This is a genomic window from Streptomyces kanamyceticus (assembly GCF_008704495.1).
Classification (GTDB): domain Bacteria; phylum Actinomycetota; class Actinomycetes; order Streptomycetales; family Streptomycetaceae; genus Streptomyces; species Streptomyces kanamyceticus.
In genome coordinates, this window is record NZ_CP023699.1 from 6,681,256 (window position 1) to 6,698,641 (window position 17,386).

Here is a 17,386-nt window from a genome sequence, read left to right on the forward strand (position 1 = left end):
TGAAACGGGCCGAAAGACCTTGGATGATGGAAGACATGCGCAACCTGCCCGTCGCCCAGGCGATCCGCCAGGCGACGGCAACGGCCGGTCGCCTCGCGGGGCGCTGGGCGCAGGCGCCGCGCGCGCTCGACGTGCTCACGGCCCTGAGCGCGTTCGCCCTGATGAGCCTGGACGTGCCGGGCCTCGCCGAGGCGGACAACTCGCTGAACGGGCCGCTCGCCGCCCTGGCCCTCGCGGTCGGCGCGGCCTCGCTGCTCATGCGGCGCGGGGCGCCCTGGCTGACGTACCTCGTCTCGCTGTTCTTCCTCGGCTGGCTGCACGAGCTGACGCTCGCGCAGTTCGCGCTCTACTCCCTGGGCCGCTACCGGGGCCGTCGCGCGGGGGCGCTCGGCGTCATCGGGTACGTGGCGTTCGCCTACGTGATGTTCAACCAGCCCGGCTGGCCCGCGCACCGCGGGGACACGCTCAGCTCGTTCCTCAGCCTGGTCGTCCCGATCGGCGTGCTCGCGGCGGGCGTGGGCGTCGCGGCGAACCGGCGGGACCTGGTGCACGCGCTTGAGGCGCAGCGCGCGGAGACCGACACGCTGCACGCCGTCCAGCAGGAGCGCGCCCGCATCGCGCGCGACGTGCACGACTTCGTCGGGCGCGAACTGACGCTGCTCAGCGTGCGCTCGCAGGTCCTCGCGCGCCGGGCCGCGGACGGGCCCTTCGAGGACGGCTTCGAGGAACTCTCGGAGACGGCGCGCAGCGCGCACCGCATGCTCAACGAGATCATCGTGCAGCGCGGCTGCGACGGCAGCCCCACGCCCGGGCTCGACGCGCTCCCCGACCTCGCCGAGCGCAGCGGCCGGGCGGGCAGCCCCGTGGAACTCCTGATCGACGGCGCGGCCCACCGCCTCTCACCGCTGCGCCAGGCCGCGGTGCACCGCGTGGTCCAGGAGTGCCTGACCAACGCCGCCAAGCACGCACCCGGCCAGCCCGTCTCCGTCCGCGTGGAGGTCTCGGGCGGCCACCTGGCCATCACGGTCCGCAACGCCCTGCCCGCGACGGCCCCCACGTCCACACCGGTCTCCGCGGGCACGGGCACGACGGGCATGGCGGAGCGGATCCGCGCGGTGGGCGGAATGTTCTCGGCGGGCGCACGCGCGGGCACGTACGAGGTATGGGCCCGCCTACCGGCAGGCGAACTGACCTGACGCACCCCCCCCGGGCCGAGGTCGGGCCCCGTAGGGGCGCGGGGAACTGCGCGCCCAGCCACGACGAACCCGCAGACGCACGGGGAACGGCGCGATCTCCTGAACGTCCGGGCCGGGACGGCTGGGCCAGGGGCGCGGGGAACTGCGCGCCCAGCCACAACGAACCCGCAGAAGCCCCACGACAGCCCCATGCCAGCCAAGCCAGCGCAGCGCCTACGCCGCGGACATCACCCGCTCCAACCCATCAAAGTCCTCAACACACTTCCCGCACCCCATCGCCACGCTGTCCAGCGGATCCTCGGCCACGAACACGGGGATCCCGGTGGCGGAGGCCAGCCGCAGGTCCAGCCCCGGAAGCAACGCACCCCCGCCCGTCAGGACGATCCCGTGCTCCATGATGTCGCCGGACAGCTCCGGCGGGCACTCCTCCAGGGTCGTCTTCACGGCCGCGATGATCTGCTCGACGGGCTCGTCGAGCGCGGTCCGCACCTCACGTGCCGTCAGGTCGAGCGTCTTCGGCAGCCCGCCCACCTTCTCCCGGCCCCGCACGGTGAACGTCCGCATCTCCAGGGCGTCCTCGCCCGGCACCGGCCACGCCGACCCGATGCCGACCTTGATGTCCTCGGCGGTGCGCTCGCCGATGAGCAGCGCGTGCTCCTTGCGGACGAAGTCGGTGATGGCCGCGTCGAGCCGGTCGCCGCCCACCCGCAGCGACTGGGCCGTGACGATGCCACCCAGGGAGATCACCGCGACCTCCGTCGTGCCGCCGCCGATGTCGACGACCATCGACCCGCGGGGCTCGGCGACGGGCAGGCCCGCGCCGATCGCCGCCGCCATCGGCTCCTCGACCAGGTGCACGGCCCGCGCCCCGGCCCGCTGCGAGGCGTGCACGATCGCGCGCCGCTCGACGGGCGTGACGCCGCTCGGTACGCAGACGACCATGCGCGTACGGGGGCGGCGGCCAGGCACGGCCTTGCGCACGAAGTGCCGGATCAGCTCCTCGGCGGCTTCGTAGTCACTGATCACGCCGTCGCGCAGCGGGCGGATGGCGGTGATGGACCCGGGCGTCCGCCCGATGGTCTCCTTGGCCTCCGCCCCCACGGCGAGCACCCCGCTCTTGCCGCCCTTGTCCGCCCGTACGGCGACCACCGACGGCTCGTTGAGCACGATCCCCTTGCCGCGCACATAGAGGAGGGTGTTCGCAGTGCCGAGGTCGATACCTATGTCCATGATCGCCAAGTTTGCCCGGTGGCCTCCCGAAGCGGAGGGACCAAGGTCCCGAAACGGGCGGGGCGAAGGTCCCGACGAAGGTCCCGGACCGCGAGGGGGCGGTCCGAGCCGCGAGTGTCGGTGCCGCTCCGTAGACTGGCGTACGTGAGTGACCTCCCCCCGCGCGACGACGACCGCAATCCGACCGACCCCACCGACGACGCCGACTCCGCCGACGCCTTCGAGGACATCGTCGAAGCCGAGACGGACCGAGACCCCGACCTCGCGGTGATCGAGGCGGGCAGCCGCACCCTGCGCACCCAGGCGGGTCCGCCGCAGGGCGACATCCCCGCGCGCCCCACCGACCCGGAGGTGGACAGGGCGCTGCGCGAGGTCGAGGCGGAGCTCGCGGACCGCTGGGGCGAGACGAAGCTGGAGCCGTCCGTCAGCCGCATCGCCGCGCTGATGGACGTGCTCGGCGAGCCCCAGCGCGCGTACCCCTCGATCCACATCACGGGGACGAACGGCAAGACGTCCACGGCCCGCATGATCGAGGCGCTGTTCGCCGCCTTCGACCTGCGCACCGGCCGTTACACCTCGCCCCACGTCCAGTCGATCACCGAGCGCATCAGCCTGGACGGCGCCCCCATCGAGGCCGAGCGCTTCGTGGAGACGTACAACGACATCAAGCCGTACGTGGAGATGGTCGACTCCCAGCAGGAGTACCGCCTCTCCTTCTTCGAGGTGCTCACGGGCATGGCGTACGCGGCCTTCGCGGACGCCCCCGTGGACGTGGCCGTCGTCGAGGTCGGCATGGGCGGCAGCTGGGACGCGACGAACGTGATCGACGGCTCGGTCGCCGTCGTCACCCCCATCGACCTGGACCACACGGACCGCCTGGGCTCCACGCCCGGCGAGATCGCCACCGAGAAGTCCGGCATCATCAAGCCGGACGCGACGGTGATCATGGCCCAGCAGCCGGTGGACGCCGCGCAGGTGCTCCTGAAGAAGGCCGTCGAGGTCGACGCGACGGTCGCCCGCGAGGGCCTCGAGTTCGGCGTGGTGGCCCGTCAGGTCGCGGTCGGCGGCCAGCTCCTGACGCTGCGCGGCCTCGGCGGGGAGTACGAAGAGGTCTTCCTGCCGCTGCACGGCGAGCACATGGCGCACAACGCGGCGGTGGCGCTCGCCGCGGTCGAGGCGTTCTTCGGCATCGGCTCGCAGCACGCGCGGCCGCTGGACATCGAGACCATCCGCAAGGCGTTCGCCACGGTCACCTCGCCGGGCCGCCTGGAGGTCGTGCGCCGCTCGCCGACCATCGTCCTGGACGCCGCGCACAACCCCGCGGGCGCCCGCGCCACCGCCGCCGCGATCAGCGAGGTCTTCGACTTCAGCAACCTGATCGGCGTGGTCGGCGCGAGCGAGGGCAAGGACATGAAGGGGCTGCTCGAAGCCTTCGAGCCGATCTTCGCCGAGGTCGTCATCACGCAGAACACCAGCCACCGCGCGATGGACGCGGACACGCTGGCCGCGCTCGCCGTCGAGGTCTTCGGCGACGACCGCGTCCAGGTCGAGCCGCGCCTGCCGGACGCCCTGGAGGCGGCGATCACCCTCGCCGAGGAAGAGGGCGAGTACGCGGGCGGCGGCGTCCTGGTCACCGGCTCCGTCATCACGGTCGGCGAGGCCCGACTGCTCCTGGGGAGGGGCTGACACCTGTGCGTACGCTCTGCGCTTCGACGCTGATCGGCGAGTTCTTCATCATCGGCTTCGCCGGTCTGGTCGCCATGAAGGACCCGGACCTGACCATGGGCACGGTCTGGACGGTCAGCGGCATCGCGATGCTCCTGTGCGTGCTGCTGTGCGGCGTGATCACCCGGCCCGGCGGGGTACAGCTCGGCTGGGCCCTGCAGATCGCGCTGATCGCGAGCGGGTTCGTGGTGCCGACGATGTTCTTCATGGGGGCGGTGTTCGCCGCCCTGTGGTGGGCGTCGGTGCACTTCGGGCGCAAGATCGACGAGGCGAAGGCCAGGTTCGCCGCACAGGCTGCGGAGACTGCTTGACGCCGCGGTTCCGGCTGGTCGGCACGGGGGGGCTGTGCCCACCCTTCCCCAAGCTCTCGACTCCGCTCGAGCAGGGGAGGCCCCACACGCCCCGCGGAACATCTGCCCACAGCAGGTCGGTATCGTGCGGCCCATCCCTCGTGATCTCGTAAAGATCTTAAGAACACCTCTTGGAGCCGCACATGAGCCAGCGCACCCTCGTTCTCCTCAAGCCCGACGCCGTTCGTCGTGGTCTGGTCGGCGAGATCATCGGCCGGATCGAGCGCAAGGCGGGCTGGACGATCTCCGCGCTGGAGCTGCGTTCGCTGGACCAGGACACCCTGGAGCAGCACTACGGCGAGCACAAGGGCAAGCCTTTCTACGAGCCGCTGGTCGCCTTCATGTCGTCCGGCCCCGTCGTCGCCCTCGTCGTCGAGGGCGAGCGGGTCATCGAGGGCGTGCGCGCGCTCGCCGGTCCGACCGATCCGATCGCCGCGGCGCCCGGTTCGATCCGCGGTGACTTCGGCTCCATCGTCCGGGAGAACCTGATCCACGCCTCGGACTCCGAGGAGTCCGCCGAGCGCGAGCTCAAGATCTTCTTCCCGGGTGTCGCGTAACCAGCTCGTATCGTCCACTGACACCGCGTCAGCGGCGCGCCGCCTCGACCAGGGACGGCCGGAGGAATTCGGCCGTCCTTTGGCATATGCACCCCAATTGGGGGAACCCGTGCCTCTGATGGCACGTCTCCAAGGGCGGGGCGGTACATCATCTGCTGACAATGGCGAAGACCCTCGCGCCGTCTTCGCGCGGCCGAGACTACGATGGAAGCCTCCACCGCCACACAGCACCCACCTCGCCTACCTAAAAAGCCCTTACACGCTCCACTAGGGAAGGCCAGACGCATCCTCATGGGGAACAACATGTCGTTCATCGGCCGTGACATGGCTGTCGACCTCGGGACCGCCAACACGCTGGTGTACGTCAGGGGTCGGGGGATCGTACTCAACGAGCCGTCCGTCGTCGCGATCAACACCAACACCGGTGGCATTCTCGCGGTCGGCGCCGAAGCGAAGAAGATGATCGGGCGCACGCCCGGCAACATCGTCGCGGTGCGCCCGCTGAAGGACGGCGTCATCGCCGACTTCGAGATCACCGAGCGCATGCTCCGCTACTTCATCCTGAAGATCCACAAGCGGCGCTACCTCGCCCGCCCGCGCGTCGTCGTCTGTGTGCCCTCGGGCATCACGGGAGTCGAGCGCCGCGCCGTCATCGAGGCCTCCTCGCAGGCCGGCGCGCGCCAGGTGCACATCATCGAGGAGCCCATGGCCGCGGCCATCGGTTCCGGCCTGCCGGTCCACGAGGCCACGGGCAACATGGTGGTGGACATCGGCGGCGGCACCACCGAGGTCGCGGTCATCTCGCTCGGCGGAATCGTCACGGCACAGTCGATCCGCGTCGCGGGCGACGAGCTGGACAACGCGATCATCCAGCACATCAAGAAGGAGTACTCCCTCCTCCTCGGCGAACGCACGGCCGAGCAGATCAAGATCACCATTGGTTCGGCGTACGACATGGACGCCGACGAGCACACCGAGATCCGCGGCCGGGACCTGGTCTCCGGGCTGCCCAAGACCGTCGTCATCTCCGCCGCCGAGGTCCGCAAGGCCATCGAGGAGCCGGTCAACGCCATCGTCGACGCGGTCAAGACGACCCTCGACAAGTGCCCGCCCGAGCTCTCCGGTGACGTCATGGACCGCGGCATCGTTCTCACCGGGGGCGGCGCTCTGCTGCGCGGCCTCGACGAGCGACTGCGCCGGGAGACGGGCATGCCGATCCACATCGCCGAGGACCCGCTGGACAGCGTGGCGCTCGGCTCGGGCAAGTGCGTCGAGGAGTTCGAGGCGTTGCAGCAGGTGCTCGACGCCCAGCCGCGCAGATGATCACGCGCGGATGACCTGACGCGAACACCCTTGACAGGGGTCCGCCGTACGAGTGCCTGCCACCTCGTGCGGCGGATCGTTGATATATAGGCAAGGCAGAGGGATTCCCCAGACCCCCCGTGGGACGCGCAGATCTCACGGAATCCGATTGAGGAAGGCACGCCGCCGCACGTGAGGGACACACGAGAGAGCCGGCTGCTCCTGGTGCTGCTGGTAGCCATCGCGTTCGCATTGATCACGGTGGACATCCGCGGCGGCGAGGACTCACCGGTCGACGGTGCCCGCCAGGCCGCCGCCACCGTCTTCGGCCCGGTCGAGGAGGGTGTCTCCTCCGCCGTCGACCCGGTCGGCAACGCGATCGGCGCGGTCCGTGACTCCGGCGAGCGCCACAACCGCATCGCCGAACTGGAGCGCCAGAACGCCGCGTTGAAGGCGAAGCTCGGCAGCGACGACCGCAACCGCAGCCGCGTGCGGCAGCTCGACAGCATGCTGAAGAAGGCGGGCGCCGGACAGTACGGCATCAAGGGCGCGGAGGTCATCGGCATAGGAGCGGCCCAGGGCTTCTCCTGGACCGTCACCATCGACGCCGGCGCCAACGACGGACTCAAGCGTGACATGACCGTACTGAACGGCGAGGGCCTCGTCGGCCGCGTCACCACGGTCGGCCCCGACACCGCGACCGTCCTGCTCGCCAACGACCCCGACTTCACCGTCGGCACCCGCATGGAGAAGACCGACGAGCTCGGCTTCGCCACCGGACAGGGCGACCGCCCGCTCTCCGTCCAGCTGCTCAACGGCAAGGCCAAGGTCAAGAAGGGCGACCGCTTCGTCACCTTCGGCTCGCAGAAGGACAAGCCGTTCGTGCCCGGCGTACCGGTCGGCGAGGTCGTCCGCGTCGACCCCTCCGGCGGCGACCTCACCCGCAACGTCTACGTGAAGCCGTACGTCGGGTTCACCAAGCTCGACATCGTCGGCGTCGTCGTCCAGGCACCCCGCGAGGACCCGCGGGACACGGTCCTGCCGCCCAAGCCCGCGAAGCCCAAGCCGACCCCGACGGTCACGGTCACGGCCACCCCGCCGGGCAAGCCCGAGGGCGAAGCCGCCGACAACGGCAACGAGCAGTAGGAGACCGGACCCATGCGCTTCAACCGAATCCTGCTCGCCACCACCCTGGTCGTCGTCGCCCTGGTCATCCAGGTCACCGTCCTCGCCCGGCTCCAGCTGCCCGGCGCGGTCCCGGACCTGGTGCTGCTCACCGTCCTCGGCCTCGCCCTGGTCTACGGCCACGTCGGCGGCGCCCTGGTCGGCTTCGGCGCCGGACTGCTCTGCGACCTGGCACCACCGGCCGACCACGCGGCGGGGCGGTACGCGCTCGTGCTCTGCGTCATCGGCTATCTCGCGGGCCTCGCCAAGCCCGAGACCGGACGGCTGCGCTCCGCGAGCGGCCCGCTCGTCGTGGTCGTCGGCGCCGCCATCGGATCGACGCTGCTGTACGCGGGCGTGGGCGCCCTCGTCGGCGACACCGCGGCGCGCCACGTGGGCCTGGGCGGGCTGCTCTTCACCGCCGCGCTCTACGACCTGCTGCTCGCGCCGTTCACGGTGCCGCTGATCATCGCCCTGGCCCGGCGCGCGGAGAACGACCCACTGGGCGAGGGCTCCCCGGCCAACAAGGCCGCCGACGTCTCCGCGGGATGGCTCTCGTCCGGCACCGGACTGCGCATCGGCAACCAGCGCGGCGGCCTGCGGGCCAAGGCGGCCAAGGCACGCGTCGCACGCGCCGGACGCATCAAGGGGGTCAAGCGCCTGTGAGGTCGCAGCACTTCGCCGACCGCACCGCCGACCGCACCGGGGGACCGGCCACGGCCCACACCAGGGGAGGGGAGAAGTGACCAACATTCCGGAGACCGGCCGGACCCCACGGGTCCAGATCCGTCTCGTCGTCATCCAGATCCTCGTCGTATCCCTCCTGCTCACCCTCGGCGGCCGCCTCTGGTACCTCCAGATCCGCAACGGCGACGAGTACGCCAAGGAAGCCTCCGGCAACCACGTCCAGCAGGTCGTCCAGCCCGCCGTGCGCGGCTCGATCCTGGACGCGCGCGGCGTGCCGATCGCCGACAACCAGACCCGCCTCGTCGTCTCCGCGTCCCGCACGGACCTGATGAAGATGAAGGACGACGGCAAGGCGGTCCTCGCCAAACTCGCCGACGTGCTCGGCATGAGCCCCAAGGACGTCGGCGACAAGGTCCGCCTCTGCGACGCCAAGACCCCGCAGCCCTGCTGGAACGGCTCGCCCTACCAGCCGATCCCGATCACCGACGAGGCGACGCCCAAGCAGGCCCTGCAGATCCGCGAGCGCTCCGAGGACTTCCCCGGCATCACCGCCGAGCCCACCGCGGTGCGCCGCTACGCCGCCCCCGGCAAGTCCAACACCGCGCAGGTCCTCGGCTACCTCTCGCCGGTCACCGACGACGAGATCAACAAGGCCAAGGACAGCGCATCGCCCTACCTCCGCTCCGACCAGGTGGGCCGCTCCGGTCTTGAGCGGACCTACGACAAGCAGCTGCGCGGCAAGGCGGGCGTCACCCGCTACGAGGTGGACAACCTCGGCCGCGTCATCGGCAAGGCCAAGTCCGACAAGGCCGAGCCCGGCGCGAACGTGGTCACGAGCATCGACGCGCGCGTGCAGGCCGTCTCCGAGTACTGGCTCAACGACGCGATGAAGAAGGCCCGCCACGAGTTCGACAAGAACACCGGCGAGAACTACAAGGCCGACGCGGGCGCCGTCGTCGTCATGGAGAACAAGACCGGACGGATCGTCTCCATGGCGTCCAACCCGGCGTACGACCCGAACGCCTGGGTCGGCGGCATCTCCGGCAAGGACTACGCCAAGCTCACCGGCAAGAAGTCGAACTACCCGCTCCTGAACCGCGCGATCCAGGGCCAGGCGGCACCGGGCTCGATCTTCAAGGTCATCCCGACGACCGCCGCGGTCAACGCGGGCTACGGGTTCAACGGCAGCTACCCGTGCCCCAGTTCGTACTCCATCGGCGGCCAGACCTTCAAGAACTTCGAGTCCAAGGGCCACGGCAACATCACCCTCGGCCAGGCCCTGGAAGTCTCCTGCGACACCGTCTTCTACAAGCTCAGCCACGACCAGTGGGCCAAGGACGGCGGCAACAAGCCGAAGAAGGACGCCAAGGACTGGTTCTACAAGACCGCCCACCAGTTCGGCCTCGGCAAGGAGACCGGCGTCGACCTGCCCAACGAGGTCACCGGACGCGTCCCGGACCGCCAGTGGAAGAAGGACTACTGGAAGGCCAACAAGGACGGCTGGTGCAAGCAGGGCAAGAAGAGCGGCGACTACACCGAGCGGATCGCGTACGAGAACTGCCTCGAAGGCATGAAGATGCGTGCCGGTGACTCGGTCAACTACTCGATCGGCCAGGGCGACACCCTCGTCACCCCGATCCAGATGGCCACGATCTACTCGGCCATCGCCAACGGCGGCACGCTCTACAACCCCACCGTCGGCAAGGCGATCATCAGCGCCGACGGCAAGCAGGTCCAGGAGATCGCGCCCAAGTCGCACGGCAAGCTGCCGATGAACGCCGCGCTGCAGAAGGACATAGACGGTGCCCTCGCGGACGTCGCGACGCGCGGCACCGCCGCCTGGCGCTTCGGCGGCTGGCCCCAGGACAAGATCCCGATGCACGCCAAGACCGGTACCGCCGAGGTCTACGGCAAGCAGACCACCTCGTGGTTCGCGACGTACACCAAGGACTACTCGATCATCATGACGATCTCCCAGGGCGGTACGGGTTCCGGCGCCTCTGGACCCGCCGTCCGCAAGATCTACGACGCGATCTACGGCCTGGACGACAGCGGCAAGCAGGACCCGAAGAAGGCCCTCCTGCCCCAGCCGCAGAAGAGCCTGCCGAAGATCGAGACCGACGGCTCCATCGACTCCCCCAAGCTCAAGCCGTACAAGCCCGAGGCCCCCAAGCCCCCGGCCGGACAGCAGGAACTGGCCGGCGCCCCGAACAGCTGGAGGCGGGACTGATGACCGGCAGTGGCTTCTCCGTCTCCGGGTACGGACCCGAACGCTCCAGCATGTCGCGGCTCTTCGCCCGCGACTCGATGGTGCGCAGGCTCGACTGGCCCATGCTGCTCGCCGCCCTCGCGCTCTCCGGGATCGGCGCCGCGCTCGTCTACTCCGCGACCCGCAACCGCACCGAGCTGGTCGGCGACGACCCGTACGCCTTCCTGATCAAGCACGTCATCAACGTCGGCATCGGCCTCGCCCTGATGACCGCCACGATCTGGCTCGGCCACCGCACGCTGCGCACCGCCGTGCCGATCCTCTACGGCGTCTCGGTCTTCCTGGTCCTGCTCGTCCTGACCCCGCTCGGCGCGACCATCAACGGCGCCCACGCGTGGATCGTGATCGCGGGCCAATCGCTCCAGCCCTCCGAGTTCTGCAAGATCACGATCATCCTGGGCATGGCGATGCTGCTCGCCGCCCGGGTCGACGCGGGCGACAGGGAACACCCCGACCACCGCACGGTCGTCCAGGCCCTGGGCCTCGCCGCAGTCCCCGTCATGATCGTCATGCTGATGCCCGACCTCGGCTCGGTCATGGTGATGGCGATGATCGTGCTCGGCGTCCTGCTGGCCTCCGGCGCCTCCAACCGCTGGGTCTTCGGCCTGCTCGGCGCGGGCGTCGCCGGTGGCGTCGCCATATGGCAGCTCGGCGTCCTGGACGACTACCAGATCGCCCGCTTCGCCGCCTTCGCCAACCCCGCGCTCGACCCCGCGGGCGTCGGCTACAACACCAACCAGGCCCGCATCGCGATCGGCTCCGGCGGCCTCACCGGCACCGGCCTCACCCACGGCTCCCAGACCACCGGACAGTTCGTCCCCGAGCAGCAGACGGACTTCGTCTTCACGGTCGCGGGCGAGGAGCTCGGCTTCGTCGGCGCGGGCGCCATCCTGCTCCTGCTCGGCGTCGTCCTGTGGCGCGCCTGCCGCATCGCGCGCGAGACCACCGAGCTCTACGGCACGATCGTCGCCGCGGGCATCATCGCCTGGTTCGCCTTCCAGGCCTTCGAGAACATCGGCATGACGCTCGGCATCATGCCGGTCGCGGGCCTCCCGCTGCCCTTCGTGTCGTACGGAGGCACGTCGATGTTCGCGGTCTGGGTGGCCGTCGGACTGCTCCAGTCGATCAAGGTGCAGCGGCCGATGTCCGCGTAGCGCTGCCGGGGGACTGCCCAGTTCCGCCTTTCGCGTCTAAATTCGGTTCATGGCGGAGACGAAGCGCGAGATCGAGCGGAAGTACGACGTCGGGGCGGCTGCCGAACTGCCCGACCTGTCCGGCGTCGCCGGAGTCGCGGACGTCGTCGACAAGGGCGTCGTCGAACTGGACGCCGTCTACTGGGACACCCCCGACCAGCGCCTCGCCGCCGCCTCGATCACCCTGCGCCGCCGCACCGGCGGCGCCGACGCGGGCTGGCACCTCAAGCTCCCGGTGTCGCTCGCCGAGGGCGTACGGGACGAGGTCAGGGCACCGCTCTCGGGCGCCGTGCCGCGCGCCCTGCTCGGCCTGGTGCGCTCCAGGGTGCGCGAGGCCGAACTCGTCCCCGTCGTACGGCTGTTGTCGGCCAGGAACCTGCGCCACCTCGTCGACGCGGACGGCGCCCTGCTCGCCGAGGTCAGCATCGACGGCGTACGGGCCGAACGGCTCACCGGGGGCGGCGGCGCCACCACCGCGTGGTCCGAGGTCGAGGTGGAACTGGCGGACGACGGCGACCCCGCGCTCCTCGACAAGGTCGAGAAGAAACTGAAGAAGGCGGGCGTACGACGCTCCGCCGCCTCCTCGAAGCTCGGCAGGGCGCTGGCGGAGACCGCGCCGAAGAAGCAGCGCGGGCCCGAGAAGGCCCCGCCCGAGGGAGCGGTCAGGCGCGGGAAGAAGGCAGGCAAGGCCGAGGCCGTCGCCGACGCGGTGCGCGGATGCGTCGGCGAGGGGCCGGGGACCGCCGCCGACCACGTCCTGGCCTACCTCGGCGCCCAGCGCGACGCCCTCGTCTCCCTCGACCCGGCCGTCCGCCGCGACCTGCCCGACTCCGTGCACCAGATGCGGGTCGCCACGCGGCGGATGCGCAGCGCCTTCAAGACGTACCGCAAGATCCTCGACCGCACCGTCACCGACCCGGTGGGCGAGGAACTCCAGTGGCTCGCGGGCGAGTTGGGCGTCGACCGCGACCAGGAAGTGCTCACCGAGCGGCTCACCGCCCGCATCGACGCGCTGCCCAGGACGCTCCTCCTCGGGCCTGTGCGCGGCCGCCTCCGCATCTGGACCGTCGCCCGCCGCACCGGATCCCGGCGCAGGACCGTCGCCGTGCTCGACGGCAAGCGGTACCTGGCGCTCCTGGACACCGTCGACGCGCTGCTCGCCGCGCCCCCGCTGCGCGACGCCGCCACCGCCGCGCCTTCCGACGCCCTGCCCAAAGCGCTGCTCAAGGACTACGCGCGCCTCGCGACCCGCGTCGAGCACGCCCTGGAACAGCCGCCGGGCGCGGCGCGCGACCTCGCGATGCACGACGCCCGCAAGGCCGCCAAGCGCGCCAGGTACGCGGGCGAGGCGGCGACCCCGGCCCTCGGCAAGCCCGCCAAGCGGTTCGCCGGGCGGATGAAGTCGGTACAGACGGTGCTCGGCGACCACCAGGACAGCGTGCTCGCGCGCGAGGCCCTGCGAACACTCGCGATCCAGGCGCATCTGGCCGGGGAGACGGCGTTCACCTGGGGTCTTCTGTACGGACAGGAGGAGGCGGCGGGGGCGGACCGGGAGGGGGAGTTGCCGGGGGTGTGGGCCAGGGCTGCCGGGGAGAAGGTGCGGGCGGCGCTTCGTGACGGAACGAGCGGCTGATCGTTCCATCTGATGCACGGCTTCCCCGCTGGCGCGGGGGTGATCCGACGGAATCGACCGGCATGTCGACGTCTCTCATGTGCTCCCCGCATCTGCGGGGGTTTCCGATCACTGTGTGAGGGGTGGCCCCGGCCACGTTAGGCTTGAGGGTCACCCCTGCCAGCTCACGAAGGTTCGCGAGATGCCTGCCGAGTCCGTTTTTCCTCAGCTTGAGGCACTGCTCCCGCATGTGCAGAAGCCGATCCAATACGTCGGCGGTGAGCTGAACTCGACCGTCAAGCCGTGGGACTCCTGCGACGTCCGCTGGGCGCTCATGTACCCGGACGCCTACGAGGTCGGGCTGCCCAATCAGGGCGTCATGATCCTTTACGAGGTGCTCAACGAGCGTGAGGGCGTCCTCGCCGAGCGCACCTACAGCGTGTGGCCCGACCTGGAGGCCCTGATGCGCGAGCACCAGGTCCCGCAGTTCACCGTCGACTCGCACCGCCCCGTCGGCGAGTTCGACGTCTTCGGGCTCAGCTTCTCCACGGAGCTCGGGTACACGAACATGCTCACCGCCCTCGACCTCGCGGGCATCCCGCTGGAGTCGAAGGACCGCTCCATCGACGACCCGATCGTGCTCGCCGGAGGCCACGCCGCCTTCAACCCCGAGCCGATCGCCCAGTTCATCGACTGCGTGGTCATCGGCGACGGCGAGCAGGCCGTGCTCGACATGACGGCGATCATCCGCGAGTGGAAGGCCGAGGGCCGCCCCGGCGGCCGCGAGGAGGTCCTCTTCCGGCTCGCGCGGACCGGTTCGGTCTACGTCCCGGCGTTCTACGACGTCGAGTACCTCCCCGACGGCCGCATCGGCCGCGTCGTGCCGAACAAGTCCGGTGTCCCGTGGCGCGTGTCCAAGCACACCGTCATGGACCTCGACGAGTGGCCCTACCCCAAGCAGCCCCTCGTGCCGCTCGCGGAGACCGTCCACGAGCGCATGTCCGTAGAGATCTTCCGCGGCTGCACCCGCGGCTGCCGTTTCTGCCAGGCCGGCATGATCACGCGCCCCGTGCGGGAGCGAAGCATCACCGGCATCGGCGACATGGTGGACCGAGGTCTCAAGGCGACCGGCTTCGAGGAAGTCGGCCTGCTCTCGCTCTCCTCCGCGGATCACACCGAGATCGCCGACGTCGCCAAGGGCCTCGCCGACCGGTACGAGGAGGACAAGATCGGCCTGTCCCTCCCCTCGACCCGCGTGGACGCCTTCAACATCGACCTCGCGAACGAGCTGACCAGGAACGGCCGTCGGTCGGGTCTGACGTTCGCCCCCGAGGGCGGCAGCGAGCGGATGCGGAAGGTCATCAACAAGATGGTCTCCGAAGAGGACCTCATCCGCACCGTCGCGACCGCGTACGGCAACGGCTGGCGACAGGTCAAGCTGTACTTCATGCTCGGCCTGCCCACCGAGACCGACGAGGACGTCCTGCAGATCGCGGACATGGCGGCGAACGTCATCGCCAAGGGCCGCGAGGTCGCGGGCAACGACATCCGCTGCACCGTCTCCATCGGCGGCTTCGTGCCCAAGCCGCACACGCCGTTCCAGTGGGCCCCGCAGCTCTCCTCCGAGGAGACGGACGCCCGCCTCGCCAAGCTCCGCGACAAGATCCGCGGCGACAAGAAGTACGGCCGCTCGATCGGCTTCCGCTACCACGACGGCAAGCCCGGCATCGTCGAGGGCCTGCTCTCGCGCGGCGACCGCCGTATCGGCGCCGTCATCCGCGCCGTCTACGAGGACGGCGGCCGCTTCGACGGCTGGCGCGAGTACTTCTCGTACGAGCGCTGGATGCGCTGCGCCGAGAAGACGCTGCCCGAGGTGGGCGTCGACGTCGACTGGTACACCACGCGCGAGCGTACGTACGAAGAGGTCCTGCCCTGGGACCACCTGGACTCCGGTCTCGACAAGGACTGGCTCTGGGACGACTGGCAGGACTCGCTCGACGAGACCGAGGTCGAGGACTGCCGCTGGACCCCCTGCTTCGACTGCGGCGTCTGCCCGCAGATGCAGACCGAGATCCAGATCGGCCCGACCGGCAAGAAGCTCCTGCCGCTCACGGTCGTGAAGTAACCGAGACACCTGACAGTGCCTCAACTCGCCCCGCCCTCGGGCCTGGTGCACCGCTCCTTCATCGCCGCGATGGAGGAGTTCCGGGCCGAGGGGCGCGGCGGGCCCGACGACGACACGACGCTCGGCCGCACCCTGTGCGACTACGGCGGGCGGTGGCAGGACCCCGGCGTCTTCGCGTCGTACGTCGCCGAGGTCCGCTCCGCCGCCTACCCCGCCGAGCCGCTCGGCGTGCCCGTCACCACCCTCTGGTACTCGGAAGGCGCCGACTACCTCGGCCGCATCTCCGTCCGCCACAGCGTCGCCACGCGCTTCCTGCGCGAGTACGGCGGCCACATCGGCTACGACGTACGCCCCACCGCCCGCCGCCGCGGCCACGCCACCGAGATGCTCCGCGCCTCGCTGCCGTACGCGGCCGGTCTCGGCCTGGAATCCGTCCTGGTGACCTGCGACACCGACAACATCGGGTCCCGCAAGGTGATCGAGGCCGCGGGCGGTGCCTTCGAGGACGAGCGCGCCGGGAAACTGCGCTACTGGATCCGAACCGACGCCGCACGCGTCTAGGACGACATGGACCTGGAAAAACGGCCCGCTCCGCAGGTGGACCTGGAGAAGCGACCTGCTCGGCAGGGAGAGCAGCCCCCGCCGCCCTCCGCACCGCCGGGGGCCGACGGCTGTCTCGCCGTCGCCATCCGCATCCCGGTACGGATCGTGGTGCTCGTCCTCGTCGTCCCGGTGCGCCTCGTCTGGGACGCGCTCGCCGTGTGCGGCCGCTTCGTGTACTTCAAGGCCCTGCGCCCGGTCGGGCGTGGCATCGGCGCGGTCCTGACGTGGCTGTTGAAGGCCGTGTTCGTGTGGCCGTGGGTGGGTCTTTGGCGGTACGTGGTGGTGCCGGTCGGTGTGGGGCTCGCGTGGCTCGGGCGGGTGCTGGTCGTGGTGCCTGCCGTGTGGCTGTACGCGCGCGTGCTGACGCCGATCGGGCACGGCATCGCGTGGCTGGCCCGAGGGATCGGCGCCGGAATCGCCGCCGTGGCGTTCGGCATCGGCGCGGCCTGCGCATGGCTGTGGCGCACCCTCGTCGTGACCCCCGCGATGTGGCTGTACGCGCGCGTGCTGACGCCCATCGGACACGGCATCGCCTGGCTCGCCCGGGTGATCGGCGCCGGCGCCACGGCTGCCGGGCGTGGCATCGGCGCGGTCCTGACATGGCTGTTGAAGGCCGTGTTCGTGTGGCCGTGGGTGGGTCTTTGGCGGTACGTGGTGGTGCCGGTGGGTGTGGGGCTCGCGTGGCTCGGGCGGGTGCTGGTCGTGGTGCCCGCGGTGTGGCTGTACGCGCGCGTGCTGACGCCGATCGGGCACGGCATCGCCTGGCTGGCCCGCGGGATCGGCACCGGAATCGCCTGGCTGGCACGGGGAATCGGCGCCGGAATCGCCTGGCTGGGGCGCGGCATCTGGACCGTCCTCGCGACGCTGTGCCGCTGGGTCTTCGTCGTGCCCGCCGTCGCCCTGTGGCGCTGGGTCCTCGCGCCCGTCGGGCGGGCGATCGCCGTCGTCGCGCGCGAGGTCGGCGACGCGCTCGGGCACGCCTGGCGCATCGCCGGGCACATCTCGCTCGTCGTGGGCCGCTTCCTCGCCAAGCTCCTTCGGTGGATCTTCGTCGAGCCGGTCCGCTGGGCGTACAGGGCGGTCCTCACCCCCGTCGGGCACGCGGTCCGTGACCTGGTGTGGCGCCCCGCGGCCGCGGCCGCCCGCGGCGTCGGCCGCACCGCGCGAGCGGCGATCGCCTCGGCCCGCGACAGCGTCCGCCAGGCCCGGGCCGACGTACGGCGCATGCTCTTCGGAGCGCCGAAGGAGCCGGTGCCGGTGCCGGTACCGGTGGCCCGGCGGGAACAGGACACACCGGAGCCACGTACTCTAGGTAGCAGTACGACCGCACTCATGAAGGACTGACGACACTGGGCAAGCGACAGCCCGTAGGC

14 protein-coding genes are annotated in these 17,386 nt (G+C 70.6%); 13 read left to right on the forward strand and 1 reads right to left on the reverse strand.

Translation table 11 applies throughout. The annotated features are described in order from the left end of the window. Positions 1 to 35: 35 nt before the first annotated feature. Complete coding sequence (locus CP970_RS28810) at positions 36 to 1,196, forward strand: sensor histidine kinase (protein ID WP_055556285.1); 1,161 nt, start codon at positions 36 to 38, stop codon at positions 1,194 to 1,196. Positions 1,197 to 1,409: 213 nt separating this feature from the next. Here the strand turns inward: CP970_RS28810 and CP970_RS28815 are convergent, their stop codons facing one another. Beyond that, positions 1,410 to 2,426: a rod shape-determining protein gene (locus CP970_RS28815; protein WP_107099136.1), complete on the reverse strand. Its 1,017-nt coding sequence runs from the start codon at positions 2,424 to 2,426 to the stop codon at positions 1,410 to 1,412. Between the two features lie 144 nt (positions 2,427 to 2,570). Between CP970_RS28815 and folC the strand changes: the two genes are divergently transcribed. From folC to CP970_RS28875, 12 genes are all read left to right on the forward strand, one after another. Next, positions 2,571 to 4,112 carry a bifunctional tetrahydrofolate synthase/dihydrofolate synthase gene (gene folC, locus CP970_RS28820; protein ID WP_055556287.1) on the forward strand — a complete coding sequence of 514 codons (1,542 nt, stop codon included), beginning with the start codon at positions 2,571 to 2,573 and terminating at the stop codon, positions 4,110 to 4,112. A gap of 5 nt (positions 4,113 to 4,117) precedes the next feature. Next, the gene (locus CP970_RS28825) at positions 4,118 to 4,462 is read left to right on the forward strand and encodes a DUF4233 domain-containing protein (RefSeq protein ID WP_055556269.1); all 345 of its coding nucleotides are present in this window, start codon (positions 4,118 to 4,120) and stop codon (positions 4,460 to 4,462) included. 182 nt (positions 4,463 to 4,644) lie between these two features. Beyond that, positions 4,645 to 5,058: a nucleoside-diphosphate kinase gene (gene ndk, locus CP970_RS28830; protein WP_055556272.1), complete on the forward strand. Its 414-nt coding sequence runs from the start codon at positions 4,645 to 4,647 to the stop codon at positions 5,056 to 5,058. 303 nt (positions 5,059 to 5,361) lie between these two features. Continuing rightward, on the forward strand, positions 5,362 to 6,381 hold the full coding sequence (locus tag CP970_RS28835) for a rod shape-determining protein (protein WP_030362602.1): 1,020 nt from the start codon (positions 5,362 to 5,364) through the stop codon (positions 6,379 to 6,381). A 171-nt stretch (positions 6,382 to 6,552) separates the two neighbouring features. Beyond that, a complete protein-coding gene (mreC, locus tag CP970_RS28840; protein WP_055556274.1) occupies positions 6,553 to 7,506 on the forward strand; it encodes a rod shape-determining protein MreC in 954 nt (317 codons plus the stop codon). Positions 7,507 to 7,518: 12 nt separating this feature from the next. Then, positions 7,519 to 8,190, forward strand: coding sequence for a rod shape-determining protein MreD (mreD, locus tag CP970_RS28845; RefSeq protein ID WP_055556276.1), 672 nt, complete (start codon positions 7,519 to 7,521; stop codon positions 8,188 to 8,190). A gap of 76 nt (positions 8,191 to 8,266) precedes the next feature. After that, a complete protein-coding gene (gene mrdA, locus CP970_RS28850; protein ID WP_055556279.1) occupies positions 8,267 to 10,441 on the forward strand; it encodes a penicillin-binding protein 2 in 2,175 nt (724 codons plus the stop codon). Then, a complete protein-coding gene (gene rodA, locus CP970_RS28855; protein ID WP_055556281.1) occupies positions 10,441 to 11,634 on the forward strand; it encodes a rod shape-determining protein RodA in 1,194 nt (397 codons plus the stop codon). The genes mrdA and rodA overlap by 1 nt, the downstream gene beginning before the upstream one ends. Before the next feature lie 49 nt (positions 11,635 to 11,683). Further along, positions 11,684 to 13,306 carry a CYTH and CHAD domain-containing protein gene (locus tag CP970_RS28860; RefSeq protein WP_150494110.1) on the forward strand — a complete coding sequence of 541 codons (1,623 nt, stop codon included), beginning with the start codon at positions 11,684 to 11,686 and terminating at the stop codon, positions 13,304 to 13,306. Between the two features lie 181 nt (positions 13,307 to 13,487). Then, a complete protein-coding gene (locus tag CP970_RS28865) occupies positions 13,488 to 15,410 on the forward strand; it encodes a TIGR03960 family B12-binding radical SAM protein (RefSeq protein WP_055555913.1) in 1,923 nt (640 codons plus the stop codon). Between the two features lie 15 nt (positions 15,411 to 15,425). Then, a complete protein-coding gene (locus CP970_RS28870) occupies positions 15,426 to 15,971 on the forward strand; it encodes a GNAT family N-acetyltransferase (protein ID WP_191094962.1) in 546 nt (181 codons plus the stop codon). 6 nt (positions 15,972 to 15,977) lie between these two features. After that, a complete protein-coding gene (locus tag CP970_RS28875; RefSeq protein ID WP_055555910.1) occupies positions 15,978 to 17,357 on the forward strand; it encodes a hypothetical protein in 1,380 nt (459 codons plus the stop codon). Positions 17,358 to 17,386 lie beyond the last annotated feature (29 nt).

Coding starts and splice junctions, on each gene's coding strand:
- ndk (WP_055556272.1), top strand. CDS start 4,645: ATGAGCCAGCGCACCCTCGTTCTCCTCAAGCCCGACGCCGTTCGTCGT.
- mreD (WP_055556276.1), top strand. CDS start 7,519: ATGCGCTTCAACCGAATCCTGCTCGCCACCACCCTGGTCGTCGTCGCC.
- CP970_RS28865 (WP_055555913.1), top strand. CDS start 13,488: ATGCCTGCCGAGTCCGTTTTTCCTCAGCTTGAGGCACTGCTCCCGCAT.
- CP970_RS28860 (WP_150494110.1), top strand. CDS start 11,684: ATGGCGGAGACGAAGCGCGAGATCGAGCGGAAGTACGACGTCGGGGCG.
- rodA (WP_055556281.1), top strand. CDS start 10,441: ATGACCGGCAGTGGCTTCTCCGTCTCCGGGTACGGACCCGAACGCTCC.
- CP970_RS28815 (WP_107099136.1), bottom strand. CDS start 2,426: ATGGACATAGGTATCGACCTCGGCACTGCGAACACCCTCCTCTATGTG.
- CP970_RS28835 (WP_030362602.1), top strand. CDS start 5,362: ATGTCGTTCATCGGCCGTGACATGGCTGTCGACCTCGGGACCGCCAAC.
- CP970_RS28810 (WP_055556285.1), top strand. CDS start 36: ATGCGCAACCTGCCCGTCGCCCAGGCGATCCGCCAGGCGACGGCAACG.
- CP970_RS28875 (WP_055555910.1), top strand. CDS start 15,978: ATGGACCTGGAAAAACGGCCCGCTCCGCAGGTGGACCTGGAGAAGCGA.